Below are 26,530 nucleotides of genomic sequence, written 5' to 3'. Positions count from 1 at the left end.
ATCGGTCAGCCGGAGCAGGCGAATCGCACAGGATCGCGGGGAATACCTTTGAAACGATTTATCAGGGCCGGACTGTTTGCGGGCGCGTGTATCGCCGCCTGCGCATCGGCAGCACCGGCCTTCGCCAACAGCGCTGCTGTGGACTACTTCCGCACCCGCGCCGACCGTACCGCCGTCCCTTCGCTGCTCAGCCAGGACGATCGGACCTATTACAAGTCGATGTTCGACGCGATCGACGCGAAGGACTGGGCCACCGTTCAGAAGATGCTGGCCGACCGCCCCGATGGCCCGCTCCACCAGCAGGCCCGCGCAGAATACTACCTCGCTTCCGGATCGCCCAAGATCCAGCTGAACGACCTGCAGACATGGCTTTCGCAGGGCACCGAACTGCCCGGCGCCGACCAGATCAGCCGCCTCGCGCTCAAGCGCGGCGCTGTCGGCCTCCCCTCGCTCCCAGCCGAACAGAGCTTCGCGCGCCTGCCGACCATCGCCAAGCGGGTTCGCCCCTCCTCGATCGACGACGGCACGATGCCCGCCGGGATCGCGAACGGCATCAACGACCGCATCAAGAACGACGATCCGATGGGCGCGCGCCTGCTGCTCGACGGGATCGACGCCAACCTCTCGCCCTCCTCGCAGGCCGAGTGGCGCCAGAAGGTGGCGTGGAGCTTCTACATCGAGAACCAGGATGCCAATGCCTACCAGATGGCGCAGATCGCCGCGCTGGGGCAAGGCCCGTGGGTGGGCGAGGCATGGTGGACTGCCGGGCTCGCCGCATGGCGTCTGGGCGACTGCGACGGTGCTGCCGATGCTTTCACCAAGGCCGCACGCTCGTCCGACAATGCCGAACTGACCGCCGCCTCGCATTACTGGAACAGCCGATCGCTGGTGCGCTGCCGCAAGCCCGAGCAGGCGAGCGCCGCGCTGCGCCTTGCCGCCGCGCGCGACGAGACGCTATACGGGATGCTGGCCGCCGAGCAGCTCGGCCTCAAGCTGCCCGAGCAGCACGCCGCCGCTGACTTTACGCAGGCCGACTGGCAGGCCCTGCGCGCCAGCCCCAATGTCCGCACCGCCGTCGAACTGGCGGAGATCGGCAAGGACGGCCTTGCCGACGAAGTGCTGCGCCATCAGGCCCGCATCGGCGATGCCTCGCAATATGCCCCACTGACCCGCCTCGCGCGCGATCTCGGCCTGCCCGGCACCCAGCTGTGGATGGCCTACAACGCGCCGTACGGCGGCAAGCCGGAACCCGCGACGCGCTTCCCCACGCCCAAGTGGACCCCGGTGGGCGGCTGGAAGGTCGACCCTGCGCTGGTCTATGCGCACACGCTGCAGGAATCGGTGTTCCGCGCCGGAGCCGTCAGCCCCGCAGGCGCGCGCGGCCTGATGCAGATCATGCCCGCCGCCGCGCAGGATCACGCCGGATCTCTGGGCTACAACGGCAATGCCTCCGATCTCAACAAACCCGAGGTCAACCTCGCCTTCGGCCAGCGCCACCTCGAAACGCTGAAAAACGATCCGGGCACGCAGGGCCTGCTGCCCAAGGTCATGGCCGCCTACAACGCCGGGCCGGTGCCGGTGCGCCGCTGGGCCACCGAAGTGAACTGCCAGGGCGACCCGCTGCTGTGGATCGAATCGCTGCCCTATTGGGAAACGCGCGGCTACGTGAACATTGTGATGCGCAATTACTGGATGTACGAGCGTCAGGCGGGCGGCGCTTCGGAGAGCCGCATGGAACTGGTGCAGGGCATGTGGCCGACCTTCCCCGGCCTCGCTGGATCGGAAGGCGTGCGGATGAACCCCAATGGAGCGATCGTGCGTGGCCATCGACCCTGAGCGTACTTTCAAGCCGATCAATATCGCCCTGCTGACCGTTTCCGATACCCGTACTGCCGAAAACGACACCTCGGGCGATATCCTTGCCGCACGCATCGTCGGCGCGGGCCACGCGCTGACCCGCCGCGCGATCGAGCGCGACGATGCGCAGGGAATCGCGGCGCTGCTGAACACATGGATCGACGACCCGGAAGTGGACGCGATCATCTCCACCGGCGGCACCGGCCTGACGGGCCGCGACGTGACCCCTGAGGCGCTCGGCAAATTGGGCGGGCGCGAAATCCCCGGCTTCGGCGAGCTGTTCCGCTGGCTCAGCTACAAGACCATCGGCACGTCCACCGTGCAGAGCCGCGCGATGGCGGTCGTGGCGCGCGGCACCTACCTGTTCGCCCTGCCCGGCTCGAACGGTGCGGTGAAGGACGGCTGGGACGGCATTCTCGCCGAGCAACTCGACAGCCGCAACCGCCCCTGCAACTTCGTCGAACTGATGCCGCGCCTGCTGGAAAGCTAGAGGGCGCTCGGTCAGAGCCGAACTGCATCAGTTGAACAAGGGGAGTCTCGCAGCTTCCTTCTCGCTCAGCGCAATACCGAAGAGTTCGCGCAAGGCCACCGCGTAGTCGGCGGCGTCGATGATCTCACGCGTATCCGTCGTCCCGCCGCGATGGACGCGCAAAGTCCGCTCGCTCAGCGCCGCGAAACCGTCAGGCAGTACCACGCTCGCGACGTGCAGCGTGGTGAATCGCGTGCCGGGCCGGGTGGAAGTCCAGTGGTTGGCCATCTCCAGGTCGTCCGAAACCACTTCGGCAAGGTCGAAAACATACTGCGGCTGCCATTCGCCGTGCGGTGCCGGGCGGCCGTCGGTCGCCTCGACCGGCCCGGCGCGTTCGAGCAGCCATTCGCCGCCCTCTGCCCCTATCGTCCCGATCCGCCGCAAGCGGTGCGCCGCGCCGTCGCTCGTCTGCGCCTCGGCGCCGTCCTCCAGCGGGAGAGGCGGCACGAAGCTGCCTCCAAACCCCGCATCGGCAATCCACGCCCGCCCCGGCTCGGCCCGGACGAGCAGTAGCACATGCGTACGCGGCGGCAGAGGCGCATCTTCGGCCAGCCCCATGCGCACGCGCGCAAGAAGCGGCCGGTTCACCATGCCCAGAGCCATCAGCGCATCGCCATAGAGCCGGTTCTGCTCGAAACAGTAGCCACCGCGCCGCTGCACCACGAGCTTGTCGAACACGCTGCCGGAATCGATGCGAATGCCGTTCCCTAGCGGAATATCGAGGTTCTCGAAGCCGATCGCCTGCCGATGCGCGCGCTGCATCGCGGCGAGTCCTTCCGGATCCGCCGAAGGTACGTGGGCAAGGCCGATGCGGGCGAGGTAGCGATCGATATCCATGGCGCCGCCCTACCCGCTCTCGCCGGACGTGGGCAAGCCTGTGGATAAAGGCGGGATACCATGCTTAGAACCTGAGGATGAAGCGGGACAAGTTCTCTTCACCTCGGTAACCACCCGTCGCTATTCCGCTTTCAGACCATGGAGGAGGTGACGTGAACGAGACCGGCGCAAGATTGCCCGCCCAATGGCTCCCCCTCGGGCTGATCGCGCTGAGCGGACTGCTTATCGCCCATCATGTGATGGAGTTCGCCGCGGTGCTGCGCGAAGGTGCCGGCAAGGCGGCCCTGACGCTTGATTTCCGAACCTACATGTGTGGCGCGGCCAACCTCTCGACACCTTATGACATCTGCCACAATGGCGAGTTCGTCAGCGGCTTCGTCTATCCGCCGCCCTCGCTGATCTACTTCAACCTGCTCTCACGCCTGCCGATCGACACGGCGTTCCTCATCCACACCGCGCTGTGTCTCACGGTACTGGCGATGGCCGCGTGGATGGCGGTGCGGCTGGCTGGCGGCCCGCGTCTTGCCATTGGAGCCGCGCTTCTCGGCGCGCTGGCGATCGCCCCGATCGGGACTTCGCTGGCGGCGGGGCAAGTCAACATCCTGCTGATGGGGGCGGCAGTCGCGGGCATGTACTGCGCCGCGCGCGGACGTGCCTCAGGCGCAGGTATCGCCATCGCCCTGGGGTTCTGGCTCAAGATCTACCCCGGCCTCGTCCCTGCGCTGTTCCTGACGCCGCGCAAGTGGCGCGCCGCCCTCGCCACCGTGATCGCCAGCGCGGCAATCGCCTTGCTGGGGCTGCTCTGGGCCGCGCCGGGGCTCTACGCGCAGTATTTCCTGGAACTCCTGCCTCATGCGCAGGGCTACACGATGCCCGGTGTTGCGCAGTCGCTGGCCGGCATCGCCACGCATATCGAGGCGGGCGGAGGACAGCCGGTGCTGCATTTCGTACCGATCCCTCAGACCATTCAGCTTGCCTCCAAGGCGCTGCTGGCCTTCGGCATCCTTGCGGCCATGGCGCATCAAGCGATCACGCGCGAAAGCCGTCCGCTGGACAGCCTGAACCTGCTGCTCTGCGCCTCGCTGGTCGCTGCGCCCAATGCCTGGGGCTATCACTATGCGCTGATCTTCCCGGTGATCCTCGCCGCCGTCGCGCAGACGCTGGGCGACCCTCACCCGCTGCGCACACCGATGGTGCTCGCCTGCTGGATGGCGCTGGTGATCCCGGCTTGGACCGACCCGCCGCACCTGCTGGCACAATACCCGATCCTTAACGTTCCCTTCCGTGGCCGCTACGCCCTCGTCGCGGTCGTGCTGGCGGCGCTGATCGCATGGGACGCGCGCAAAGGCGAGATTGCCGCCGCCCCGCGCAGGCGCTAGCCTTCGCCCCATCAGCGAGGAGCCTCCCGACGGATGCAGGAATTGCACGCACTTGCCGAAGCGATCGGACTGCAGCGTATCTGGTGGGACGTCGACGGCAGGGAGCAGGTCGTAACCGACGCCTCGCTGCGCACGATAGCCCTGGCGCTCGGCTTCCCGGCGGCAACGCCCGAGCAGATCGCCGCCAGCCTCGCCCGGGTCGAAGCCGAGATGACAGCACCTCCGGCGATGATCGTCACCGACGTCGGCAAGGAAACGTCGTTGCCGACAAGCCTCGCCGGTGCTCAACTCACCCTGCCGGACGGCACGACGCGGCCTCTGGACACCGCGCGCTGGACGCTTCCTGCGATCGACACGCCGGGCTACTACCCGCTGACCGTGAACGGCCATGCCCTGACGCTGGCGGTCGCGCCGACGTCGTGCCCGACGGTCGCATCGCTGGGCAAGGGACGCATATGGGGTCCAGCCATCCAGATCCCGGCCCTGCGCGGCAAGCAGCCCCGTGCTTTCGGCACCTTTGGGGAACTGGCCGAAGCCGCCGAAGTCTTCGCCGCACGCGGGGCCGACGCCATCGCGATCAACCCGGTCCATGCACTGTTCGCAGGCTACGGGCACGATTTCAGCCCCTATTCGCCCTCGAGCCGCCTCTATCTGAACGGTGCCATGGGTGATCCCGCGCTGCTGGGGCTACCGCCGCTGCCCGACGATGCCGGTGGCGACGGCCCGCTGATCGACTGGGAAGCGGCGCTGCCCGCCCGCCTCGCCCGGATGCGTGCGGCTTTTGCCGGTCTCGACGCGCCGACCCGCGAGCGGATCGCTCACGACAACGCGCCCCATGGCGAGGGCCTGCGGCGACAGGCGCTCTACGATGCGCTCGACGTGCATTTCCGCAGCAAGGGCGCGAAAGGCTGGCAGGACTGGCCGCCCGCATTCCACGATCCCGACGGCGAGGCCGTGGCCGTTTTCGCTCGAGACAATGCGGCCGAAGTGGAATTCCACCTCTTCACCCAGTGGCTGGCGCGCGAAAGCCTTGGCGAAGTGCAGCGCCGCGCGCGAGCTGCGGGCATGGCGGTGGGATTGCTGGCGGACCTTGCTGTCGGCGTCCATACCGGCGGCGCGGATGCCTGGTCCATGGGCGACACCTTGCTGCAGGGCCTGACCATCGGCGCGCCGCCCGATCCGCTGGGGCCGCTGGGGCAGAACTGGATGCTCACCGGCTTCTCGCCGCGCGGGCTGGCGCGCAGCGGCTATGCGCCGTGGATCGCGACGATCCGCGCAGCGCTTTCCACGGCTGGCGCGCTGCGAATCGACCACGCGTTCGGTCTCGCCCGGCTATGGGTCGTGCCGGAAGGTCAGCCGTCCAGCGCGGGGGCCTACCTGCATTACCCCTTCGCCGACCTCATCCGCCTCGTCGCGCTGGAGGCGCATCTGGCGGGCGCGCTCATCGTCGCGGAGGATCTGGGTACGATGCCGCATGGCTTCGGCCCGGCGATCACCGAGCGCGGGATGCTGGGCATGCGCGTCCTGTGGTTCGAACGCGCGGCCGACGACGGCTTCATCGGCGCGGCGGACTACGATGCGCAGGCCGCCGCGATGACCGGCACGCACGATACGCCCACCGTCGCAGGCTGGTGGAGCGGGCGCGATCTGCAATGGGCGCAGCGCCTCGGCCGCCTGCCCGAAGACACCACCGTGGATGAAGCCGAAGCCCGTCGCGCGTGGGATCGCGGGTTGCTCTGGGCTTCGCTGACCCGCGACGCCGCACCGCGCCCTGCGCCGGACGATCCCGCTCCCGTGGTGGAGGCCGCCTTGCGCCATATCGGCAGCACCCCTTGCGGCCTTGCGATCGCCCCGCTGGAGGACCTTCTGGCGGAACCCGAACAGCCGAACCTGCCCGGCACCATCACCGAGCACCCCAACTGGCGACGCCGCCTCAATGCGCCGCTGTCGGACCTGCTGCAGGACCCGGCGACGGCCGCGCGGGTTCAGGCACTGGACGATGCCCGCAAGGGGGTAGCCTAACCCCTGAAGGTTCCTGGCATCAGGTAACTGCGGTCCAGTTTCTCCAGCCGGGTCACGCCGACCATCGCCATCGCCACGTCGATCTCATTGGCAAGCAGGTCGATCGCGTGGCGCGCGCCGTGCTCTCCCCCCGCCGCGCAGCCATAGAGCGTCGCGCGGCCCACCAGCACCGCCTTCGCGCCGATCGCCAGCGCCTTGATCACGTCCGCCCCGCGCCGCACGCCGCTGTCGAACAGGATGGTGGTGCTGTCCCCAACGGCATCGACGATCCCCGCCAGCACGTCGATGGCAGGAGGCGAGCTGTCAAAATTGCGCCCGCCATGGTTCGACACCGCAATGCCGTCCACGCCGTGATCGAGCGCGATGCGGGCATCCTCGGCACTGAGCACACCCTTCACGACCAGCTTGCCCGGCCAGCGGCGGCGCAATTCGGCAACGTCGCGCCAGCAAACCGAAGCGGAATTCGCCACACGGCTGACAGTGCCGGTCAGCTTGCCGCCGACCTCGCGCGGATAATTGGCGAACTGCGGCAACCCGCCTTCGAGATAGTAACGGCAGATCACCGAGGCGAACCACGAAGGCCGCTTCAGGAAATCCGATACCAGCGTCGCATTCGGGCGGATCGGATTGGACATGCCCGCGCGCTTGTTGAATTCGCGCAGCGGCCACATCGGCGTGTCGACCGTCAGCACCAGAACTTCCGCGCCGTTCTCTCGCGCGGTATCGACCACCTGCCAGGACAGGTCGCGCCGCTCCCAGAGGTACATCTGCATCCAGTGCCCGGCGGTGGCGCACTTCGCTATCTCGGCAAAGCTGGTCGTCGAGCTTGTGGTCTGGGTAAAGGGTATGCCCGCCGAGGCCGCCGCGCGCGCAATCGCCCGCTCGCCCCGGTGCCAGAGCAGATCGGATACACCCGTCGGCGCGATCACCAAAGGCAGCGGCTGACGGCGGCCAAAAAGCTCGATCCCGGCGGAGCGTTCAGCCACGTCGCGCAATGTCCGTGGCAGAAACTGCACCGCCTGCAACGCGGCAACGTTGCGCTGGATCAGCAGGTCGTCCTCGGTCCCGCGCTCGATGAACTCCCAGATTGCGCGCGGCAGGCGGCGCTTCGCCAGTGCCCGAACTTGCGCGATATTGTGGGCCTTCTTCGCAATCCCGCCCATTACAGTCCCAGGTTTTCGCGGAATGTCGTGCCTTCGTATTCGGTCCGGTAGACGCCGTTCTTCTGGAGGATCGGCACGACCTGATCGACGAAATCGGTGACCGAACTGGCCATCACCGTCGGCGTCACGTTGTAGCCGTAGCAGCCGGTTTCGCGCCAGATGCGCTCCATTTCGGCGGCAACCTGCTCGGGCGTGCCGACGATCTGCGGCTTGCCTACCGCGAGACCCCAGCGGATCGCGACTTCGCGCAAGGTCAGGGGCTTATCGCCCTCGATGTTGGCGAAGGCCTTCATCAGTCCCTGCGATGCCTGCGTCTCGATCTCGGCGAGCGGCTGGTCGAGGTCCATCCCGGCGAAATCCACGCCCATCGTGCCGGAGAGCCGCGCGAGGCAGCCGTCGATCGGCAGCTTTTCGACAAGGTCCGCCAGCTTGCGCTTCGCTTCCTCTTCGGTGCCGCCGACGATAGGCTGAATGCCGAAGCTGACGCCGGGCGTCGCCTTGCCCGCAACCTGCGCGGCCTCGGCCAGATTGGTCATGAAGCGCTTCATCCCCGCGACATTGGGCTGGATTGAGAAGACGACGTCGGCGTGGCTGACCGCAAACTGCTGCCCGCGCCCGGAACTGCCCGCCTGGAACAGCACCGGGTGCCCCTGCGGCGAAGGCGGCACCGGCGCGACGGTCTGGCAAGAGAAGAACTCGCCCGCGTGGTCGATGAATTCCACCTTCGCGGGGTCGGCGAACAGACCCGCCTCCCGGTCGGCAAGAATCGCGCCCGGCTTCACCGAGTTCCACAGCTTGTAACAGACCTCCATGTATTCGTCGGCGCGGTCGTAGCGGCGATCGTGGTCCAGTTGCTGCAGGCCAAGCGCCCGATGCTCGCCGCGCAAGTGGCCGGTGACGATGTTCCAGCCGATCCGCCCGCCGGAGAGGTAATCGAGGGTGCCCAGTTGCCGCACGATGGTCCATGGCTGATAGGCGCTGGTCGACATCGTCGTCGCCAGCCCCAGGTGCGTGGTCACCGCCGCGAGGGCCGAGAGCAGCACCACCGGGTCGAGCGAAGGCCAGCATACGCCGTACTTCACCGCATCCTCGTGGCTGTCGCGGTAGCGGTCGAAGACGCCTGGCGTGTCGGCGAAGAACATGCCGTCGAAGCGACCGCGCTCCAGCGTCCGCGCAAGGTCCTGCCACGCCGCGAGGTCGTGCAGCGCGTCAAGCCGGTTGTCGCCCGGCTGCGCCCAGCTCAGCACGGTGTGATTGATGGGCGAATTGATCAGGAAGCTGACCAGATGGATATGCTTGCTCATGCGGGGTGCCTCTCCTCCCCCGGTGATGAAGGGGGTGGAGAGCGTCCGCAAGAACAATGTATACACTAGTGGACGTCGACCTTCAGGAAATCGGCGATATTCAGCCAATTCGTGAGATCATCATATCCAATTCATCGCCTGAGCGTATCGTCGCCCCGGACTTGATCCGGGACCGCTGGCCATGAACAGCCTACTTTGAAGCGCGCCTCCAAGGTATGCCTAAAGACAGCCACCGGTCCCGGATCAAGTCCGGGACGACGCATGCCTCAAGTGATCACATCCGGCGCCGTCCGCCCCGTATGCGCCGCAATCCCGGCGATCGTCTCAGCAGCAGCGATCTGGTGCTCCAGCATCGCCGACGTCTCCGCGTCGAGATCGCCGAAGCGCGGCTCGTAACGTTCGAGGTACACGCGCAAGGTCGCGCCCTGCGTGCCGGTGCCGGAGAGGCGGAAGACGATGCGGCTTCCGTCCTCGAACAGCACGCGGATACCCTGGTTCGCACTGACCGAACCATCGACGGGATCGGTATAAGAGAAGCTGTCCGCATGGCTGACCGTCAACGGCCCGAAAACAGCGCCCGGCAGCGTATCCAATTGCGTCTTGAGCCCGTCCATCAGCGCATTCGCGCCCTCGGTGGCGATGCCCTCGAAGTCGTGGCGCGCATAGTAGTTGCGACCGTAACGCGCCCAGTGCTCCCGCGCGAGGTCGTCCACGCTGATGCCGCGCACCGCCAGGATGTTGAGCCAAAGCAGAACCGCCCAGAGCCCGTCCTTCTCGCGCACGTGGTCGGAGCCGGTGCCCGCGCTTTCCTCGCCGCAGATCGTGACCTTGCCTGCATCGAGCAGGTTGCCGAAAAACTTCCAGCCAGTCGGCGTCTCGAAGACCGGCACGCCCAGCCCTTCGGCCACGCGGTCCGCCGCGCCGCTGGTCGGCATCGAACGGGCGATGCCCGCCAGCCGCCCGCGATAGGCGGGGGCGATCTCGATGTTGGCGGCCAGCATCGCCAGCGAATCCGAGGGCGTGATGAAGCGCCCGCGCCCGATGATGAGGTTGCGATCCCCGTCCCCGTCCGATGCGGCACCCAGATCGGGCGCGTCTTCGGACATCATCAGATCGTAGAGGTCCTTGGCATGGATCAGGTTGGGGTCGGGATGATGCCCGCCGAAGTCCTCGAGCGGTACGCCGTTGACGACGGTGCCGGGCGCGAAGCCGAGGCGGCGTTCCAGGATCTCGACCGCGTAGGGCCCGGTCACCGCGCTCATCGAATCCATGCGCATCGTGAAGCCCGAGGCGACGATCTTGCGGATCGCGTCGAAGTCGAACAGTTCCTCCATGAGATCGGCGTAGTCGGCGACCGGGTCGATGACCTGCACGGTCATCGCGCCCACGTGCACCTCTCCAACGGCGTCGAGGTCGATGTCGAGCGCCTCCACCGTCAGCCAGCGATCGATCGTCTTCGTGCGATCCAGCACCGCGCCGGTGACGTTCTCGGGCGCGGGGCCGCCATTGGCGATGTTGTATTTGATGCCGAAGTCCTCGTCCGGCCCGCCGGGGTTATGGCTGGCCGAGAGCACCAGCCCGCCGCTGGCGCCGTACTTGCGGATCACATGGCTCGCGGCCGGGGTGGAGAGGATACCGCCCTGCCCCACCAGCACGCGGGCATAACCGTTGGCGGCCGCCATGCGGATCGCCTGCTGGATCACCGTGCGGTTGTGGTAGCGTCCGTCACCACCGATCACCAGCACCGCGCCGGGCTGCGGCTCGACGACGTCGAAGACCGACTGAATGAAGTTCTCGGCATAGCCCGGCTGCTGGAAGACCTTCACCTTCTTGCGCAGGCCCGAAGTGCCGGGTGCCTGACCGTCGAACGGGATGGTCGAAACTGTGACGATCTGGGTCAAGGACGGGGTCTCCAATGATACGGCAACAGGCATGTGCGCAATAGGCGACACTTTCGTGTCAGGACGCACATTGTCAAATGGTTGCTTGCTGCAATGCGGCAGGCGACGCAGGGTTGCAGTCGTTCCGAGTTCATTAACTATCGACTATGTAAATAGCCGAGGATCGAACCCTTGCCCCTGCGCCTAGGACCTCGGCGCGCCGCACGAGTACTTGCCGGATGCATGCCCAGACCGCCCTGGCCGACGAACCCGCCCGCCTCGCCGCCCTGCAACGCCTCGCCATTCTCGATACGCCGCGCGAAGAGGCGTTCGACAATGTCGTGAACCTCGTGCGCACGGTGCTGGGCGTGCCGATCTCCGCCGTCACGCTGGTGGACAAGGACCGCCAGTGGTTCAAGGCGATCGAGGGCATCGACGCCACCGAGACCCCGCGCAGCGAATCGTTCTGCGCCTACGCCATCCAGCAGCATGCCCCCTTGCTCATCCCCGACGCCACGCAGGACCCGCGCGTTGCCGACTACCCCGCAGTGCTGCAGGACCCGCACGTGCGCGCCTATGCGGGCGTGCCGCTTGTGACGTCCGACGGCTACAATGTCGGCGCACTGTGCGCGGTCGATACCAAGACCCGCGAATTCACCGACGGCGAACTCGACATCCTGCGCAACTTCGCCCGGATCGTCGTCAACGAGATGGAACTGCGCCGCATCGCCGAGCGCGACCAGCTTACCGGCGCCCTCACCCGGCGCGGCTTCATCGAGAAGGCGAACCAGGAGATCGCGCGGTGCCACCGCTATGGCCGCACCGCGTCGCTGGTGCTGATCGACGTCGATCACTTCAAGTCCGTCAACGACACTTGGGGCCATCCCGCCGGAGACGCCGTCCTGCGCGATCTTGCCGCGACGCTGGGCGCGGCGGGCCGCTCCGCCGATGTGTTAGGCCGTCTCGGCGGAGAGGAATTCGCGATGATGCTGCCGGAAACCGGCGTGGGCGAAGCGCTGGCCGCCGCCGAGCGGTTCCGCGCCGCGATCGAGGCGCGCCCGATCGTGGTCGCCCCGACGCGGACGATCGCAGTCACCGCCAGCTTCGGCATCGCTACACTGGATCACAGCGTGACGGTCGCCGAGGAATGGATCGCCCGCGCCGATGGTCCGCTTTACGAGGCCAAGCGCGGGGGGCGTAATCGCTGCGTCGTCGCCTGACCGATCAGGACGCCTCACAAGCCTTGCCCGGCCGGGTGTAGCGCGGGTCGGCGCCCACCGCCCTATCGGTCAGGGCATTGAGGAACGCTTCGATGTCCGTCGTCTCTGCGGGTGACAGCGTCGTGCCATGGCGCGCGATGGCTTCAGTCATGGTGTCCGCGCTGCCGTCATGGAGATAAGGTGCGGTCGGAGCGACATTGCGCAGCGAGGGCGTGCGGAACTTCCCGCGATCCTCCACCCGGCCAGTGGCACGCGCAAGGCCGAAGTCGCCGTTCGGAGGATCTGCCGGCGCTCCCGACAGGCGGTGGAAGGCAAGGTCGGTGAACTCGCGGCCCGAGTGGCACCCGGCGCACTCGCCTTTCCCGCGAAACAGCGCCTCTCCGCGCGCGGCTGCTTCGTCCAGCACCGGGCCGCCCGCAGCAGCATGGTCCCAGTCGGTCTCGTGGCTGACGATCGTGCGCTGAAACGCTGCCAGCGCGGCCGATACCGAGGTAAAGTCAATCCGCCCGCGCGTCGCCGGGAACGCCGCCTTGAACAGCTTGCGATAGCAGGGATTGGCCGAGAGGCGGCGCGTCAGTTCGACTTCCTGCCCCTTCATGCCCATTTCGACCGGGTCTTCGCCGGCAATCGGCACCAGCGCCTGCTGCTCGAGCGTGGCCAGCGAGGGATTGCCCCAGGTCAGCGGCGAAAAGCTGCCGACGTTCACCAGCGACGGCACGTTGCGCAGGCCCGGCTCGCCATGCGCGCCCGGGTGCGCGCGCACGCCGTCGGCAAAGCTGTGGCGCGGATCGTGGCACGTCGCGCAAGACAGCGTGCCGTTGATCGAGAGATCGCCATCATGGAACAGCCGCCGTCCGAGCGCGACTTGCGCATCGAGATTGCCCCGGCCGTCGCGCGCCATCCCTGCCCCGGCCGCAAGGACGAGGCTCGACAGCAGCAGCGCCCAGCCCCCTGTATGCCTCATCGGACGGGAGCGACCATCACCGTAAGCACCTGTTCGCCATTGGCCGCGATCTGCAGCAGATGGCGACCAGCCGGAAGATCGTACTCGACCATCTTGGCGATGCCCGAGCAATCCGGCCCATGACCATGCGCTACCGATGGTACCGCCTTGCCCTCGACGATCACATCGACCCATGAACGCCCGCTCTGCGCCACGCGGTAGCGACCGGCAGCAGCGACGTCGAACGCAAAGAGCCCGCCGAAACTGACAGAACCGCCCGGCTTTCCGGGCTCGATCACGTACGTGACCTTCGGCGTCGGCGCGAGCGCGGCATCGGCAGCTACGCCCTGCTCCAGCAGCGCCTTGGCCGCGCCGCTTGCCTTGATCGCCGCCTTCAACGGCCGATGCGCTGCACTCCATCCCGCAAGATCGGCCGGAACGGCAGCAGGCGCGGCGCAGGCGGCATGATCGTGGTCCGTCATCGCCCCGGGCATCGGCTCGGCCGCCTGCGCGGAACCCGTCGCCGCGATCGCAAGAAGAAGTGCGCCGAAGGTGCGTGTCATGATCATGGCTCCGTGCCCATTCTATGTTTCATGGAATATATTTGTGTACTGCCCGATGTAATTATGTACGGCGGGATACAGATTCGTTCCAAGCGCGAATCTTCAGAAGGTTCAAGGGGGATAATATGAAGTATGCGATCACCGCGGCGCTCGCCGCGTCGCTGGTCTGCGTGGCAGCGCCCGCATTCGCCGCTGATGACACCGACAATACTTTCGGCCTCGGCCAGATCGTCGTCACCGCGCCGCGCACGGGGAACGGCGACATTACCGCCTCCACCGTCAATGCCGAGGCGATCTACGATTTCTCGCGCGATACTCTGGATGAAGCGGTCAAGCTGATCCCCGGCGTCACCTCGGGCCTCTCGGGCAATTCGCGCAATGAGCGGCTGATCTACGTGCGCGGCTTCGACCGTTACCAGGTGCCGTTGTCGATCGACGGCATCCGCGTCTACCTGCCCGCCGACGGACGCCTCGACTACGGCCGCTTCCTGACGCCCGACGTCGCCGAAATCCAGGTCGCCAAGGGTTATGTCTCGGTGCTCAACGGTCCGGGCGCGATGGGCGGCGCGGTCAACCTCGTCACCCGCAAGCCGCAGAAGGAATTCGACGCCGAGGCGCGCTTCAGCCTGAACCTCGACAACGACGTGGACTATGCGGGCTACACCGGCTTCGTCTCGCTCGGCACGCGGCAGGAAAAATGGTACGCGCAGGCCAGCTACGCGCGCAACTTCACCGATCACTGGGACCTCTCGAACAAGTTCGATGCCACCCGCAACGAAGACGGCGGCGAACGTGATCTGTCGCGCTCCGAAGACTGGCGCGTAAACGCAAAGCTGGGCTTCACCCCCAACGCGACCGACGAATACGCGATCAGCTTCACCCGGCAGGAAGGCGAGAAGCTGGCCCCGCTCCATGTCTCGGACAGCACCGGCCTGCGTTACTGGACCTGGCCTTACTGGAACCTGCAGAACGTCTACTTCCTCTCGACCACGCAACTGGGCGAGATCGCGACGCTGCGCACGCGCGCCTATTACAACACCTTCAAGAACAGCCTCGACAGCTTCGACAATGCCAATCTGAACACCCAGACGCGCGGCAGTTCGTTCAACAGCGCCTATAGCGACCGTGCCTACGGCGGCTCCGCCCAGCTGGACCTCAACCCCAGCGAGGCCGAGCGACTGAGCGTCTCGTTCCACTACCGCAACGACCGCCACCGCGAGATCCAGCAGGGCTTCCCTTCCGGCACATGGGAACCCTGGCAGACCACGATCGAGGAAACCTACAGCGCCGCGATCGAGAACGGCTACAAACTGACGCCGCAGTTGGAACTGGTCGTGGGTGCCAGCTACGACTGGCGCGACCTGCGCCGCGCCGAAGACTACACCTCGGGCGCTTTCGTCTACTACGACCTGCGCAACGGCGATGCGTGGAATGCACAAGGGCAACTGCTCTGGACGCCCGATGAGGCGACCACCGTGCACCTGTCGGTCTCCTCGCGTGCGCGCTTCCCGACCATCTTCGAGCGCTTCAGCACCCGCTTCGGCGGCGCCACCTCCAACCCCGACCTCAAGGCCGAACGCGCCACGCAAGTCGAACTGGGCGGCACACGCCAGTTCGGAGCGTTGCGCATCGAAGCTTCGGGCTGGTACGCCAAGGTCGATGACGCGATCGTCTCGTTCCCGTTCATCTACCAGGGCCAGTCCACCGCGCAGAGCCGCAACGTCGGCTCGGGCGATTACTACGGCGCCGACATCTCCGCGACCGCGCAAATCGCCGAGACGCTGCGTGTCGGCGCCAACTACGGCTGGGTGCATCGCAAGCTGAACGACCCCACGCTGTCGCGGATCACCTCGTTCCACATCACCGGCGTGCCCGAACATTCGGGCTTCGTCTGGGCCGAGTGGTCGCCTATCCCGGCGCTGCGCATCCTGCCGAGCCTCGACGTCGCGTCGAAGCGCTGGACCGTAAACACCGCGGGAACGCGCTACTACCAGACCGGCAATTACGCACTGGCCAACCTGCGCGTGGACTTCGACGTGACCGAATGGGCCACCCTGGGCCTCGGCGGACGCAACCTGTTCGACGAGAACTACACCACCGTCGATGGCTACCCCGAGCAGGGACGCACCCTCTTCGTTAGCCTGCGCCTGAAGAACTAGAAAATCCCCATGGTCCTCATGCTGGCAACCGCATTGCCGGCAACGATGCAATGGTCGTCGAGCCGTATCTCCAGTGGCTCGACGATTTGCCTGAACCTGGCGGTGGCGGCGATGTCGTCAGCGCTGGGACGGGCTGCTCCGGACGGGTGATTATGCGCCAGTACGATGCGCCTGGCGTCGAGATCGAAGGCGCGGCGAACAGTCCGGCGCAGCGGGATCAGGCACTCTGTCCGTCTGCCGCCAGTGTAGAGGTCTTCGGCGATGTAGATGCCCTCGCCATTGAAATAGAAGACCTGCACGCACTCCTCGCGCCGGCAACCCAGTCGATTGACGAGGTAGCGCCTGAACTCGGCTGAACCGGTATCCAGTGGCAAGCCGCGCATCGCCTCGCGGGAAGCCGCTTCGGCAAGACGGCGGGCCGCCACGATCGCATCGGCGAGCCAGGCACTGGACGGGCCATCGTCGCCCATGGCCTGCCGCAGGGATTCGAGCGATGCGGAATAGATCGTACGCAGCGACCCGAAATGCCCGATCAGGCGCCCGGCAATATCCTCGCCGGCGTCTCCAGCGTAGGGAGCGAGGAGCGCCGCCAGGATGGATACTTGCCCAGCCTCGTGCGCCGCGACATGTGACATACCACGCCCAGCAGCATCGCCACGAACTGGATGTAGGAGGGCGTCACCGCCATGGCGTCGTAAGCGAAGGTGTTGATCTCCTCCAGCGCCAAACGGTAGAAATGCCCGAACATCGCTATGATCTGCGCACCAGCTATCCATAACGGATATATCCGGTTGGCATGAAGCGCGACGATGTACATGCCCGCCATCGCCAGCGCATCGATGCACAAGTGCCCGACGTTGGCATGACGCCAGATGATCGAGCCGCCAATCGCAAGGTGATGCAGCTTGTCGATTGCCCCCATGCCGAAGAGCGCCCCCGAAAGGACGCACTCCGGCGCAGGCATCCTGCGCGCCAGGCAGTAGAGGAAGAGCAGCGCATAGACGGCAAGCTGAATCTTGTCCTTGTGAAACCACAGGATTTCCAGCCAGGAATGCTCAGGCATGTCGCCTCCGCATTCCCGGCCAGACGGCATGGGATATCAGGCGCTGCGGAGCATCGGCTCTGCCACGGCGAGGCCGCTTTCCTTCGGGCAGGTGCCTGCGTCGTCCGTGATCGCCTTCACTTCGAGGCCGACACCGCGCAGTTCCTGATGGACACGGATCATGTCGTTCTGGCTTTCGATCAGCGTACGCTGAGCCTTGGCAAGGCGCATCAGTGCGGTCTGGCCAGTGAAGGTCTCCACCCCGTCCGCCTGACGTGCCAGCAGCATCGATTCCATCAGCCGCGCAGAAGCGAGAAGCGCGGAGTCGAGCGAAAGTTCGGCCTCGGGAAGCTGGCGGGCGATCCGGGCGGTAGCGGCAGCAATGGTCATCGACATGGCAATATTCCCCCTGACGCGGGACCGGCTCGGCGGACGCGCCACAAACACAGGTTTGGGGAGGCTGGAACAAGGCCGTTCCGATCAGATCAGATCGGCCAGCGCACGAACGACGCCAAGACCCACCATCGCCACCAGAAGCATACCCCCGGCGATGGCGACCATGGCGGCTGTCCGGCTTAGCCCGGCATTTGCCCCATCGAGCACCTCCGGGACGATCTGGCCGTAATTCTCGCGCTGCCAGGGCGCCGTGACCGTGTAGGTCATGGCATCCGAGAGAGCGAGGCTTGCCGCCGGTTCGTCCTGAGCCCTGACTGATGCATCGGGCAGCACTTCCGGAACCTGAGGAATCTTATCTGGTATTGGATTACAGGGTGCGTCCTGATCCAGCAGATATTGCCTGTAGGTCCGCGCCAGTTCGGCGCGCGGCGGAGAGCCGGCTCGGATACGCACGCCCTCGATCCGCTGGTTCACGGCGCTTTCGGAGATGCCCAGTTCCCAGGCGATTTCCTTGCTGGTCCGATTTTCGGATACGAATCGCAGCACTTCATGCTGCTTGGGGGTCAGTCCGGGGAAGACATGCTGAAGCCCTGCGCCCTGCACGCGATTCGCTCCATGCTCGTTGAGATTTCTGTCCGCCATACTTTGCCAGCGACCCACCCGGCTCCGCCTTAAAACTAACCAACGATACTACGCAGCCGCAATCATAAACATAGTTAGTCAATATTTTACCATAAAAACATCGGGTTCCGAGGTAACAACGCGAAAAGGCCCGGCAACCGCCGGTGCGGTTGCCGGGCCTTTTCGCGGCCTCTCCGTCAAGAGGAGCTTATTCCTCTCCCATGCGCAGCGCGGCAATGAAGGCTTCCTGCGGAATCTGGACGTTGCCATATTCGCGCATGCGCTTCTTGCCTTCCTTCTGCTTGTCGAGGAGCTTCTTCTTGCGGCTGATGTCGCCGCCATAGCACTTGGCCGTAACGTCCTTGCGCATGGCGCTTATCGTCTCGCGCGCGATGACCTTGGCGCCTATCGCGGCCTGGATCGGCACCTTGAACATATGACGGGGGATCAGTTCCTTCAGCCGCTCGACCAGCGCGCGCCCGCGCGGCTCGGCCTGACTGCGGTGAACGATCATCGACAGCGCATCGACCGGCTCGTTGTTGACGAGGATGTTCATCATCACGAGGTCACCCTCCTGAAGCCCGGTCTGCTCGTAGTCGAAGCTGGCGTAGCCGCGGCTGATCGACTTGAGGCGGTCGTAGAAGTCAAACACAACTTCGTTCAGCGGCAGGTCGTAGGTCACCTGCGCACGGCCGCCGACGTAGGTGAGGTCCTTCTGGATGCCGCGGCGATCCTGGCACAGCTTGAGGATCGAGCCGAGGTATTCGTCAGGCGTGTAGATCACCGCCTTGATCCACGGCTCCTCCATGAAGTCGATCTTCACGGGATCGGGCATGTCGGAGGGGTTGTGCAGTTCCTTGATCGAACCGTCGGTCATCGTCAGGCGATAGACCACCGAAGGCGCCGTGGTGATGAGATCGAGGTCGTATTCGCGGCTCAGACGCTCCTGGATGATCTCCAGGTGCAGCAGGCCAAGGAAGCCGCAGCGGAAGCCGAAGCCCAGCGCCGCGCTCGATTCCATCTCGAAGCTGAACGAAGCATCGTTGAGGCGCAGCTTGCCGATCGATTCGCGCAGCTTCTCGAAGTCGTTGGCATCGACCGGGAACAGGCCGCAGAACACCACGGGCTGCACTTCCTTGTAGCCCGGCAGCGCCTGCGTGGCGCCCCCCTTCACCGTGGTGATGGTGTCGCCGACCTTGGCCTGTTCGACTTCCTTGATCTGCGCGGTGATGAAGCCGATCTCGCCCGGACCCAATTCGGGAAGGTCAATGCGCTTGGGCGTGAAGCAGCCGACGCGATCGACGAGGTGGTCGGTGCCGCCCTGCATGAACTTGACCGGCAGGCCCTTCTTGATGACACCGTCGATGACGCGGACCAGAATGACGACGCCGAGGTACGGGTCGTACCACGAATCGACCAGCATCGCCTTCAGCGGCTTGTCGCGCTCGCCCTTGGGCGGCGGGATCTTCTTGACGACGGCTTCGAGCACTTCGGCGATGCCGATGCCCGACTTGGCGCTGGCCATGACCGCCTCGGAAGCGTCGATGCCGATCACTTCCTCGATCTCGTTGCGCACCTTCTCCGGCTCGGCTGCGGGCAGGTCGATCTTGTTGATGACCGGCACGATCTCGTGGTTGTGCTCGATCGACTGGTAGACGTTGGCCAGCGTCTGCGCTTCCACGCCCTGCGCGGCGTCCACCACCAGAAGTGCGCCTTCGCAGGCGGCAAGGCTGCGGCTGACTTCGTAAGCGAAATCGACGTGGCCCGGCGTGTCCATGAGGTTCAGCTCATAGGTCAGGCCATCGGAGGCGGTGTAGTTCAGGCGCACGGTCTGCGCCTTGATCGTGATGCCGCGTTCTTTCTCGATGTCCATGTTGTCGAGCACCTGCGCGCTCATCTCGCGCTCGGACAGGCCGCCGGTGGTCTGGATCAGACGGTCGGCGAGCGTCGACTTGCCGTGGTCGATATGGGCAATGATGCTGAAGTTACGGATCTGCGCGAGTTCGGTCATGGAAGCGCCGTTAGAGCATTTTACGCCGGTGTGAAATCACCTCCGGGGCGGGAAAATGCGAAAAAGTGCGCAAGGCGTCACGCTGTACGGCGTAGCGGTGCCGTCTCCGACTTCTCGCGCCTCGGCCGGACCGGCGTGAACAGGACCGCGCCATTGCCGTCGAGTTCCAGCGGCTGCCCGAACTCGAGCCCCATGCGGTCCTCCTTGCACCAGCGCGAGGTCGCCATGACGACATAGTCATCCGCCAGATGCACACCGAATGTCGTTCCCACCGGCACGTTCCACAGGCCCTCGATCATCGCGCCGTGCTGCGAGATGTTGCGAATGGTGCCTTCGTAACTGTGCGGTCCATGTTCCAGCGCGACCTTGCGCAGCATCGTCTGCCGCGTCGCGCGGGCCGAACGCGGGCCTTTCGCCACGGCTATGAGGCCGTCGGCCAGTTGCGCCAGAACGCTCTGTGCATTGAGTGGTCGCTCGTAGATGTAGCCCTGCACGTGACTGCAGCCCAGCATGCGCACGAGGTCCAGTTCGTCCAGCGTTTCGACGCCTTCCGCAGTCGTCTCCATGCCGAGCGCCTCGGCAAGGTTGACGATCGAGGAGATGATCGCCCCGTTGCGGCTGCCCTGGATGGTGGCGCCCCGCACGAAGCTCTGGTCGATCTTGATCTTGTCGAACGGCGCCTTCTTCAGATAGCCGAGCGAGGAATAGCCCGTCCCGAAGTCGTCGAGCGCCAGCCGCACGCCGAGGTTCTTGAGCGCGGAGAACATTGCCTCGGTGGTCCTGTCGTCGCCGAGGAACACGCTCTCGGTGATCTCCAATTCCAGGCGCCCGGGCGAGACGCCTGCAGCGGCGATCGCGCTGGTGACGATGGCCGGCAGTGCGGGGTTGGCGAACTGCAGCGGCGAGACGTTGACCGCGACGCGCACCTCTTCCGGCCACTTTGCAAGATCGGCGCAGGCGGTGCGCAAGGCCCACTCGCCGATCTGCGCGACGAGGCCGGTCTCCTCGGCCACCGGCACGAACTTGGCCGGCGAGATATAGCCGTGCACCGGATGGTTCCAGCGCAGCAGCGCCTCGAAACCGGTGATCTTCTCGCTCGTGGTGCGCACTTGCGGCTGATAATGCAGTTCGAGAGACCCGCTGGCGATGGCGTCGCGCAAGTCCTGCTCAAGCTGTTGGCGCTCCTTGGCGTCGGAGTGCAGGTCCTCATCGTAGAAGTGATGCCGCCCGCGTCCGCCGCCCTTGGCCGCGTAAAGCGCGAGGTCCGCGTTGCGGATGAGTGCATCCGAGGTCATGCCGTCATCGGGGCACAGTGCGATGCCGACCGAGGCGCCGATGGTCACCCGCGCACCTTCGATGGTGTAGGGCTGCGACAGGTTCTCGATAATGCGGCGCGCCAGATGAGCCAGACCCTCGCGGTTCTGCGCGCCGTGGAGGATCACCTGGAACTCGTCGCCACCGAGGCGCCCGACGCGGCCGCGATCGCCCACGGTATTGCTCAGTCGTTCGGCGACCTGCTTGAGCAAGGCGTCGCCCGCCGGGTGCCCCATGGTGTCGTTGACCGCCTTGAAGCGGTCGAGGTCGAGCAGGAATACCGCACAGGCGCGGGTCTCTATGCGCGGGCTGGTCAGGATCTTCTCCAGCCACTCCGACATCTGGAAGCGGTTGGCCAGCTTGGTGAGCGAATCGAACCGGGCTAGCTGCGTGACGTGTGCCTGCGAGCGACGCTTTTCGGTCAGATCCGTGCCCGACCCACGGAAGCCCATGAAATTGTTGAACTGGTCGAGCACGGGGCGACCGGAGATCGACCACCAGCGCTCGTCCTTCTCGCCCGTCGCAGCACGCACGCCCAGGTCCTGGAACGAGGAGCGCGTGTTGAGATGGAACACCAGTGTGCGCTCCCCCTCCTGCCCCGCAGCTTCCAGCATGAACATGCCGGTGAAGGGCTTACCCTCCATCTCGGACACGGTGCTGCCCAACAAGGCGGCGATGCTCCGGGTCACATACGTGATCTTGCCCTGACGGTCGGTCTCCCAGAACCAGCCTTGCCCGGTCTGCTCGTACTCATGAAGCAATTGTTCGGCGCGGCGCTGCTCGCGCTCGCGCTCTGCATGGCGATTCGATTGCGACGACGCGGTACGCGCCTGCCGGATCGCCATGAGCAGGCCGATCACCGTGCCTACCGTCAGCAGTGTGAACGAGGCCATCGAGCCAGCGTGGAGCGAGCCGCCCCCCCATAGCCCTATCGTCGCGGCAATGATCGAGGTCAGTCGATTCTCCAGCAACGCCGTCGCCATCAACACGACGATGACGAAGATATTGACCGTCACCTCCCAGCCAAGGTGCGGGTGCAGGTTCGTCCAGCGCGCCGCTCCGAAGCCGAACAGCATCATCGGCAGCAGGATCGCGACGAACAGCAGCGGATAGCGCTGCCATCCATTGTGAACCACCCTGCGCTCCATGCGCGCATAGATCGAAGCAGGCAGGCACAGCGCCATGCCGAGGGCCATGCACAGGCCTGCCACCATGTCCGGCAATGTCCCGGATATAAGGCCCATCAGTAGCGCACTGACAAGCAGCGCCGGCCCCATCAGGACCCAGCGGCGACACGTGAAATAATGGAGGCAGTCTCCGGCATCGGGCCGCCCGCTCCATCGGGCGAACCCCGCGAAGGGGGAGGACGCAGCGGGTGCGGCATTGCCGTGCGAATCGTTCTTCGCCTCCTGCGCTGCGGGCAGAAGCCCTCGCTCGGCGCCCGAATGCGCCGCCTGTCGTTCGCCACGCAGACCCGGTTTCTTCATGCCCGCAACCATGCCTTTGCCGCCGTTGCGAAACCGTTAAGCGAGACGACCGCAATCGATCGGGCAACGATCCGGAATCCGAAGCATTTCACTTGATACCGCTTCGTCGCCGTGCTTGCTTCCATTCAACCGGCCGGCAACGAAGTCGGCCAGATACGGGAGACATAGCCATGCGGCACATCGCCATCGTCGGATCCGGCCCGGCGGGCTACTACACCGCCGAAGCCGCACTCAAGCAGTGGGGCGACGAGGTGCACGTCGATATATTCGACACTTTGCCCGTGCCCTTCGGTCTGATCCGCACCGGCGTCGCGCCCGACCATCAATCGATCAAGGCGGTCGCCCGTCGCTATGAAAACACGGCGCTCACCCGCAACGTCCGATTCGTCGGCAACGTGATGCTCGGCCGCGACGTGACGGTCGCCGAATTGCAGGACCTTTACGACGCCGTGGTCCTGGCCACCGGCGCGCCGCACGATCGCAAGCTCGGCCTCCCCGGTGAGCAATTGCCGGGCGTCTTCGGCTCCGCCGCGTTCGTCGGCTGGTACAACGGCCATCCGCAGTTTACCGGACTCGACCCGCAACTGGACCACGACACCGCCGTCATCGTCGGCAACGGCAATGTCGCGCTCGACGTGGCGCGTATCCTCGCCAAGTCGGAGGCGGAGTTCGCGGGGTCTGACATCGTCGCCCATGCCCTCGCCGCCCTGCACAATTCGGCGGTGCGGCGCATCGTGATCCTCGGGCGACGCGGACCGCACCAGATCGCGATGACACCCAAGGAACTGGGCGAACTCGCCAAGCTGGAACGTGCGCACCCCGTAGTGGATCCCGCCGACCTGCCTCCGCTGGAAGCCGACGCGGGCCTCGATACGGGGCTTCGCAAATCCCTCGGTCTGCTGCGCGCCTTCGCGACCAACCAGAACCCGCGCGCCGATGACGTCACGGTCGAATTCGACTTCTTCGCTGCCCCGAAGGCCATCCTCGGCGACACCCATGTCGAAGCGGTGGAAGTGGAACGCACCCGCCTGGAGAACGGCAAGGCCATCGGCACGGGAGAAACCTATCGCATCCCTGCCGGGATCGTCGTCGCCTGCATCGGCTATCAGACTTCGCCGATCCCCGACGTGCCCTATGACGAGCAGGGCGGCCGTTTCGCCAACATCGAAGGCCGCATCGCCCCCGGTCTCTACTGTGTGGGCTGGGCAAGGCGCGGGCCGACCGGGACGATCGGCACCAACCGCCCGGACGGATTTGCCATCGTCGAGAAGATCGCGGCGGACATGAAGGGCGATTCCGGCAAACCAGGCCGCCCTGGCTTCGATGCCCTCGCGGAACAGCGCGGCATCCAGGTCGTCAAGTTCACCGACTGGCAGAAGATCGACGAAGCCGAAGTCGCCGCTGCCCGCGATGGCGCCCCGCGCGAGAAGTTCGTCGAACTGGAAAAGATGATCGAGGCCACCGGACGGGCCTGAACCCTTAGCCATGACAAAGAAAAAGGGCCGGAGCTTTCGCCCCGGCCCTTTTCTTTGCCTGCCGTGAAGGTCAGACGCGCATCGGCATCAGCACGTAGAGCGCGGGGCTCTTGTCGTCCTGACGGATCAGCGTCGGCGCGGCCGCATCGGCAAGGTGGAGTTCCACCGTGTCGCCGTCGATCTGACCGAGGATGTCCTTGAGGTAATTGGCGTTGAAGCCAATCTCGAAGCCTTCAGCGGCGTACTGCGCGGGCACTTCCTCGGCCGCCGTGCCATTGTCGGGCGAGGTGACCGACAGGGTGATCCGGTCGCTGTCCAGCGCCATCTTCACCGCGCGGGTCTTCTCGGTGGCGATGGTCGCCACGCGGTCCACGCCCTGGAAGAAGCTCTTGGGATCGACCTTGAGCAGCTTGTCGTTCCCCGTCGGGATGACGCGGGTGTAGTCCGGGAAGGTGCCGTCGATCAGCTTGCTGGTCAGCACCACACCGTGCTCGCCGCCCAGCGTGAAGCGGATCTTGCTGGCCGACAGGTCGACGAGGACGTTGGTGTCCAGCGCCTCTTCGAGCAGCTTGCGCAGTTCGCCTACGCATTTGCGCGGCACGATCACGTCGGGCATGCCTTCCGAGCCGTCCGGACGGGCGATGGTGAAGCGCGCCAGACGGTGACCGTCAGTGGCGGCGGCCTTCAGTTCCTCGTCGCTGACGTGCAGGAAGATACCGTTGAGGTAGTAGCGCGTCTCTTCGGTCGAGATCGCGAAGCGGGTGCGGTCGATCAGCTGAGCCAGGGTGGCGGCGGGCACCTCGAAGCTGGTCGGCAGTTCGCCTTCCGCGATCATCGGGAAGTCGTCGCGCGGCAGCGTCGGCAGCTGGAAGCGGCTGCGACCGGCCTTCACGACCATGCGGTTGTCCGCCGAATCGAGGCTGACTTGGCTGCCCTCGGGCAGCTTGCGCGCGATGTCGAACAGCAGATGCGCCGAGACGGTGATCGCACCGGCCTGCTCCACCGAAACCGCGCTCAGCGTTTCCACGACCTGCAGGTCGAGGTCGGTCGCCATGATCTTGAGCGCACCGCCGGCGGCGGCCTCGATCAGCACGTTCGAGAGGATCGGAATGGTATTGCGGCGCTCGACGACCGACTGCACGTGGGAAAGGCAGCGCAGCAGCGTGGAACGTTCGATAGTGGCCTTCATGACAGCCTCAAGTCCCCCTTGGTCGGGCACGGGATAAGGATATCCCTTAAATTCGGACGACTATCTCTAACGGGAGTCGGGGCAGCGGCAAGCTGGAAGTGGCCGAAATACGGCGAATCTGGGGATAAATCGGGGGTTTGCGGCCCAATCGATCCCGCTAGTTGCCATATAGACGTCATTGCGAGCGAAGCGAAGCAACCCAGGGCAGCATTGGGCTGCCCTGGGTTGCTTCGCTTCGCTCGCAATGACGAATGAGGTTGCGGCGAGGAGACAAGGCCCCTCCCCGGCCTCATATCACACCATCACCATGCCGCCGTTGACGTGCAGGGTCTGGCCGGTGACGTAGCCCGCTTCCTTGCTGGCAAGGTACACGGCGGCGGCAGCGATCTCGTCGCCCTCGCCCATGCGGCCGATCGGGATGCGGGCGTTGAGCGCGTCCTTCTGCGCGTCGGGCAGCACGTCGGTCATCGGCGTGCGGATGAAGCCCGGTGCGATGCAGTTCACCGTCACGCCGCGGCTGGCGATTTCCTGCGCGAGGCTCTTGGACATCGCGGTGATGCCACCCTTGGCCGCGCAGTAGTTCATCTGGCCGGGGTTGCCGGTAGTGCCGACCACCGAGGTCACGTTGATGATGCGGCCATAGCGCGCCTTCATCATCGGCTTGGTCACGGCGCGCATCAGGCGGAAGGTCGATTCGAGGTTGATGCGGATCACCTGATCCCACTCCTCGTCCTTCATGCGCATCGCGAGGTTGTCGCGCGTGATGCCGGCGTTGTTGACGAGAATGTCGATCTTGCCCAGCGACTCGAGCGCGGCGGGGACCAGCTTCTCGACCTGCTCGGCATCGCCCAGGTTGCAGGCGATGGAGACGTGGTCGACTTCCTGCAGATGCTGCGGGGTGTGCTCGTCGAGTTCTTCGCGGAAGGCGCGCAGCTTGTCGGCATTAGAGCCCGAAATTGCGAGGCGCGCACCTTGCGCCGCCAGAGCGCGGGCCACGGCCGAACCGATCCCGCCGCTTGCGCCGGTCACCAGGGCAGTCATTCCGTTGAGGTTGAACATGGCAAAACTCCTAGATCGCCATCCCGGCGATGCTTAATCAGACGGCGCATGGCCCCGGGTCAAGCCCGGGGCCATGCGGA

Annotated in this window: 21 protein-coding genes; 7 read left to right on the top strand and 14 right to left on the bottom strand. The window is 65.6% G+C overall.

Annotated elements, in window-relative coordinates; translation table 11 throughout:
- The first annotated feature begins 48 nt into the window (after positions 1–48).
- Positions 49–1,836: a lytic transglycosylase domain-containing protein gene (locus BES08_RS01965; protein WP_231958132.1), complete on the top strand. Its 1,788-nt coding sequence runs from the start codon at positions 49–51 to the stop codon at positions 1,834–1,836.
- A complete protein-coding gene (gene moaB, locus BES08_RS01960; protein WP_069707560.1) occupies positions 1,820–2,347 on the top strand; it encodes a molybdenum cofactor biosynthesis protein B in 528 nt (175 codons plus the stop codon). Before BES08_RS01965 ends, moaB begins: the two co-directional genes overlap by 17 nt.
- Before the next feature lie 27 nt (positions 2,348–2,374).
- Here the strand turns inward: moaB and BES08_RS01955 are convergent, their stop codons facing one another.
- On the bottom strand, positions 2,375–3,223 hold the full coding sequence (locus BES08_RS01955) for an arylamine N-acetyltransferase family protein (protein ID WP_008830949.1): 849 nt from the start codon (positions 3,221–3,223) through the stop codon (positions 2,375–2,377).
- Positions 3,224–3,375: 152 nt separating this feature from the next.
- On the opposite strand from BES08_RS01955, the gene BES08_RS01950 reads away from it, so the two are divergent.
- Together BES08_RS01950 and malQ are read left to right on the top strand one after the other, a co-directional pair.
- The gene (locus BES08_RS01950; protein WP_069707559.1) at positions 3,376–4,602 is read left to right on the top strand and encodes a glycosyltransferase family 87 protein; all 1,227 of its coding nucleotides are present in this window, start codon (positions 3,376–3,378) and stop codon (positions 4,600–4,602) included.
- A 33-nt stretch (positions 4,603–4,635) separates the two neighbouring features.
- On the top strand, positions 4,636–6,624 hold the full coding sequence (gene malQ, locus BES08_RS01945; protein ID WP_069707558.1) for a 4-alpha-glucanotransferase: 1,989 nt from the start codon (positions 4,636–4,638) through the stop codon (positions 6,622–6,624).
- On the opposite strand, the gene BES08_RS01940 is transcribed toward malQ, so the two are convergent.
- The 3 genes from BES08_RS01940 to BES08_RS01930 all read right to left on the bottom strand — a co-directional run bounded on the left by BES08_RS01940 (position 6,621) and on the right by BES08_RS01930 (position 10,992).
- Positions 6,621–7,787 carry an alpha-hydroxy acid oxidase gene (locus BES08_RS01940; protein WP_069707557.1) on the bottom strand — a complete coding sequence of 389 codons (1,167 nt, stop codon included), beginning with the start codon at positions 7,785–7,787 and terminating at the stop codon, positions 6,621–6,623. The two genes, malQ and BES08_RS01940, sit on opposite strands and share 4 nt — an antisense overlap.
- Positions 7,787–9,091, bottom strand: coding sequence for an NtaA/DmoA family FMN-dependent monooxygenase (locus BES08_RS01935; RefSeq protein ID WP_069707556.1), 1,305 nt, complete (start codon positions 9,089–9,091; stop codon positions 7,787–7,789). The genes BES08_RS01940 and BES08_RS01935 overlap by 1 nt, the downstream gene beginning before the upstream one ends.
- Before the next feature lie 266 nt (positions 9,092–9,357).
- Positions 9,358–10,992, bottom strand: coding sequence for an alpha-D-glucose phosphate-specific phosphoglucomutase (locus BES08_RS01930; RefSeq protein WP_069709117.1), 1,635 nt, complete (start codon positions 10,990–10,992; stop codon positions 9,358–9,360).
- A gap of 218 nt (positions 10,993–11,210) precedes the next feature.
- On the opposite strand from BES08_RS01930, the gene BES08_RS01925 reads away from it, so the two are divergent.
- A complete protein-coding gene (locus BES08_RS01925; RefSeq protein ID WP_069707555.1) occupies positions 11,211–12,191 on the top strand; it encodes a sensor domain-containing diguanylate cyclase in 981 nt (326 codons plus the stop codon).
- Between the two features lie 4 nt (positions 12,192–12,195).
- On the opposite strand, the gene BES08_RS01920 is transcribed toward BES08_RS01925, so the two are convergent.
- Together BES08_RS01920 and BES08_RS01915 are read right to left on the bottom strand one after the other, a co-directional pair.
- On the bottom strand, positions 12,196–13,155 hold the full coding sequence (locus BES08_RS01920; protein ID WP_069707554.1) for a cytochrome-c peroxidase: 960 nt from the start codon (positions 13,153–13,155) through the stop codon (positions 12,196–12,198).
- Positions 13,152–13,697: a hypothetical protein gene (locus BES08_RS01915; protein WP_036523320.1), complete on the bottom strand. Its 546-nt coding sequence runs from the start codon at positions 13,695–13,697 to the stop codon at positions 13,152–13,154. The genes BES08_RS01920 and BES08_RS01915 overlap by 4 nt, the downstream gene beginning before the upstream one ends.
- A 125-nt stretch (positions 13,698–13,822) precedes the next feature.
- Between BES08_RS01915 and BES08_RS01910 the strand changes: the two genes are divergently transcribed.
- Entirely contained in the window at positions 13,823–15,856 is a 2,034-nt protein-coding gene (locus BES08_RS01910; protein WP_069707553.1) for a TonB-dependent receptor plug domain-containing protein, read from the top strand.
- Here the strand turns inward: BES08_RS01910 and BES08_RS01905 are convergent.
- From BES08_RS01905 to BES08_RS01880, 6 genes are all read right to left on the bottom strand, one after another.
- Complete coding sequence (locus tag BES08_RS01905) at positions 15,853–16,326, bottom strand: JAB domain-containing protein (protein ID WP_008830959.1); 474 nt, start codon at positions 16,324–16,326, stop codon at positions 15,853–15,855. The genes BES08_RS01910 and BES08_RS01905 overlap by 4 nt on opposite strands.
- A 62-nt stretch (positions 16,327–16,388) precedes the next feature.
- Positions 16,389–16,919: a hypothetical protein gene (locus BES08_RS01900; protein WP_069707552.1), complete on the bottom strand. Its 531-nt coding sequence runs from the start codon at positions 16,917–16,919 to the stop codon at positions 16,389–16,391.
- A gap of 36 nt (positions 16,920–16,955) precedes the next feature.
- The gene (locus BES08_RS01895) at positions 16,956–17,294 is read right to left on the bottom strand and encodes a hypothetical protein (protein ID WP_008830961.1); all 339 of its coding nucleotides are present in this window, start codon (positions 17,292–17,294) and stop codon (positions 16,956–16,958) included.
- An 84-nt stretch (positions 17,295–17,378) separates the two neighbouring features.
- Positions 17,379–17,954: a helix-turn-helix transcriptional regulator gene (locus BES08_RS01890; RefSeq protein ID WP_231958131.1), complete on the bottom strand. Its 576-nt coding sequence runs from the start codon at positions 17,952–17,954 to the stop codon at positions 17,379–17,381.
- A gap of 169 nt (positions 17,955–18,123) precedes the next feature.
- Positions 18,124–19,926 (bottom strand): translation elongation factor 4, encoded by a 1,803-nt coding sequence (gene lepA, locus BES08_RS01885; protein WP_069707550.1) that lies wholly within the window; start codon positions 19,924–19,926, stop codon positions 18,124–18,126.
- 77 nt (positions 19,927–20,003) lie between these two features.
- Positions 20,004–22,727 carry an EAL domain-containing protein gene (locus BES08_RS01880; RefSeq protein WP_231958130.1) on the bottom strand — a complete coding sequence of 908 codons (2,724 nt, stop codon included), beginning with the start codon at positions 22,725–22,727 and terminating at the stop codon, positions 20,004–20,006.
- Between the two features lie 170 nt (positions 22,728–22,897).
- Here BES08_RS01880 and BES08_RS01875 point away from each other — a divergent pair, with 170 nt between their 5' ends.
- Positions 22,898–24,202: an FAD-dependent oxidoreductase gene (locus BES08_RS01875; RefSeq protein WP_069707548.1), complete on the top strand. Its 1,305-nt coding sequence runs from the start codon at positions 22,898–22,900 to the stop codon at positions 24,200–24,202.
- A 70-nt stretch (positions 24,203–24,272) separates the two neighbouring features.
- On the opposite strand, the gene dnaN is transcribed toward BES08_RS01875, so the two are convergent.
- Together dnaN and fabG are read right to left on the bottom strand one after the other, a co-directional pair.
- Positions 24,273–25,391, bottom strand: coding sequence for a DNA polymerase III subunit beta (gene dnaN / locus BES08_RS01870; RefSeq protein ID WP_008830966.1), 1,119 nt, complete (start codon positions 25,389–25,391; stop codon positions 24,273–24,275).
- A gap of 294 nt (positions 25,392–25,685) precedes the next feature.
- Complete coding sequence (gene fabG, locus BES08_RS01865; protein ID WP_008830968.1) at positions 25,686–26,450, bottom strand: 3-oxoacyl-[acyl-carrier-protein] reductase; 765 nt, start codon at positions 26,448–26,450, stop codon at positions 25,686–25,688.
- Between the last annotated feature and the right edge of the window lie 80 nt (positions 26,451–26,530).

The sequence above is a fragment of the Novosphingobium resinovorum genome, from assembly GCF_001742225.1.
Taxonomy (GTDB): Bacteria; Pseudomonadota; Alphaproteobacteria; order Sphingomonadales; family Sphingomonadaceae; genus Novosphingobium; species Novosphingobium resinovorum_A.
This window is presented reverse-complemented; position numbering and strand designations above follow the sequence as displayed.

Bases quoted from the DNA above. Each gene is read 5' to 3' on its own strand.
- lepA (WP_069707550.1), bottom strand. From the start codon at position 19,926: ATGACCGAACTCGCGCAGATCCGTAACTTCAGCATCATTGCCCATATC.
- BES08_RS01910 (WP_069707553.1), top strand. From the start codon at position 13,823: ATGAAGTATGCGATCACCGCGGCGCTCGCCGCGTCGCTGGTCTGCGTG.
- BES08_RS01875 (WP_069707548.1), top strand. From the start codon at position 22,898: ATGCGGCACATCGCCATCGTCGGATCCGGCCCGGCGGGCTACTACACC.
- BES08_RS01880 (WP_231958130.1), bottom strand. From the start codon at position 22,727: ATGAAGAAACCGGGTCTGCGTGGCGAACGACAGGCGGCGCATTCGGGC.
- BES08_RS01895 (WP_008830961.1), bottom strand. From the start codon at position 17,294: ATGTCGATGACCATTGCTGCCGCTACCGCCCGGATCGCCCGCCAGCTT.
- BES08_RS01925 (WP_069707555.1), top strand. From the start codon at position 11,211: ATGCATGCCCAGACCGCCCTGGCCGACGAACCCGCCCGCCTCGCCGCC.
- malQ (WP_069707558.1), top strand. From the start codon at position 4,636: ATGCAGGAATTGCACGCACTTGCCGAAGCGATCGGACTGCAGCGTATC.
- BES08_RS01935 (WP_069707556.1), bottom strand. From the start codon at position 9,091: ATGAGCAAGCATATCCATCTGGTCAGCTTCCTGATCAATTCGCCCATC.
- BES08_RS01900 (WP_069707552.1), bottom strand. From the start codon at position 16,919: ATGCCTGAGCATTCCTGGCTGGAAATCCTGTGGTTTCACAAGGACAAG.
- BES08_RS01920 (WP_069707554.1), bottom strand. From the start codon at position 13,155: ATGAGGCATACAGGGGGCTGGGCGCTGCTGCTGTCGAGCCTCGTCCTT.
- BES08_RS01955 (WP_008830949.1), bottom strand. From the start codon at position 3,223: ATGGATATCGATCGCTACCTCGCCCGCATCGGCCTTGCCCACGTACCT.
- BES08_RS01915 (WP_036523320.1), bottom strand. From the start codon at position 13,697: ATGACACGCACCTTCGGCGCACTTCTTCTTGCGATCGCGGCGACGGGT.
- BES08_RS01905 (WP_008830959.1), bottom strand. From the start codon at position 16,326: ATGGGCGACGATGGCCCGTCCAGTGCCTGGCTCGCCGATGCGATCGTG.
- fabG (WP_008830968.1), bottom strand. From the start codon at position 26,450: ATGTTCAACCTCAACGGAATGACTGCCCTGGTGACCGGCGCAAGCGGC.
- dnaN (WP_008830966.1), bottom strand. From the start codon at position 25,391: ATGAAGGCCACTATCGAACGTTCCACGCTGCTGCGCTGCCTTTCCCAC.
- BES08_RS01940 (WP_069707557.1), bottom strand. From the start codon at position 7,787: ATGGGCGGGATTGCGAAGAAGGCCCACAATATCGCGCAAGTTCGGGCA.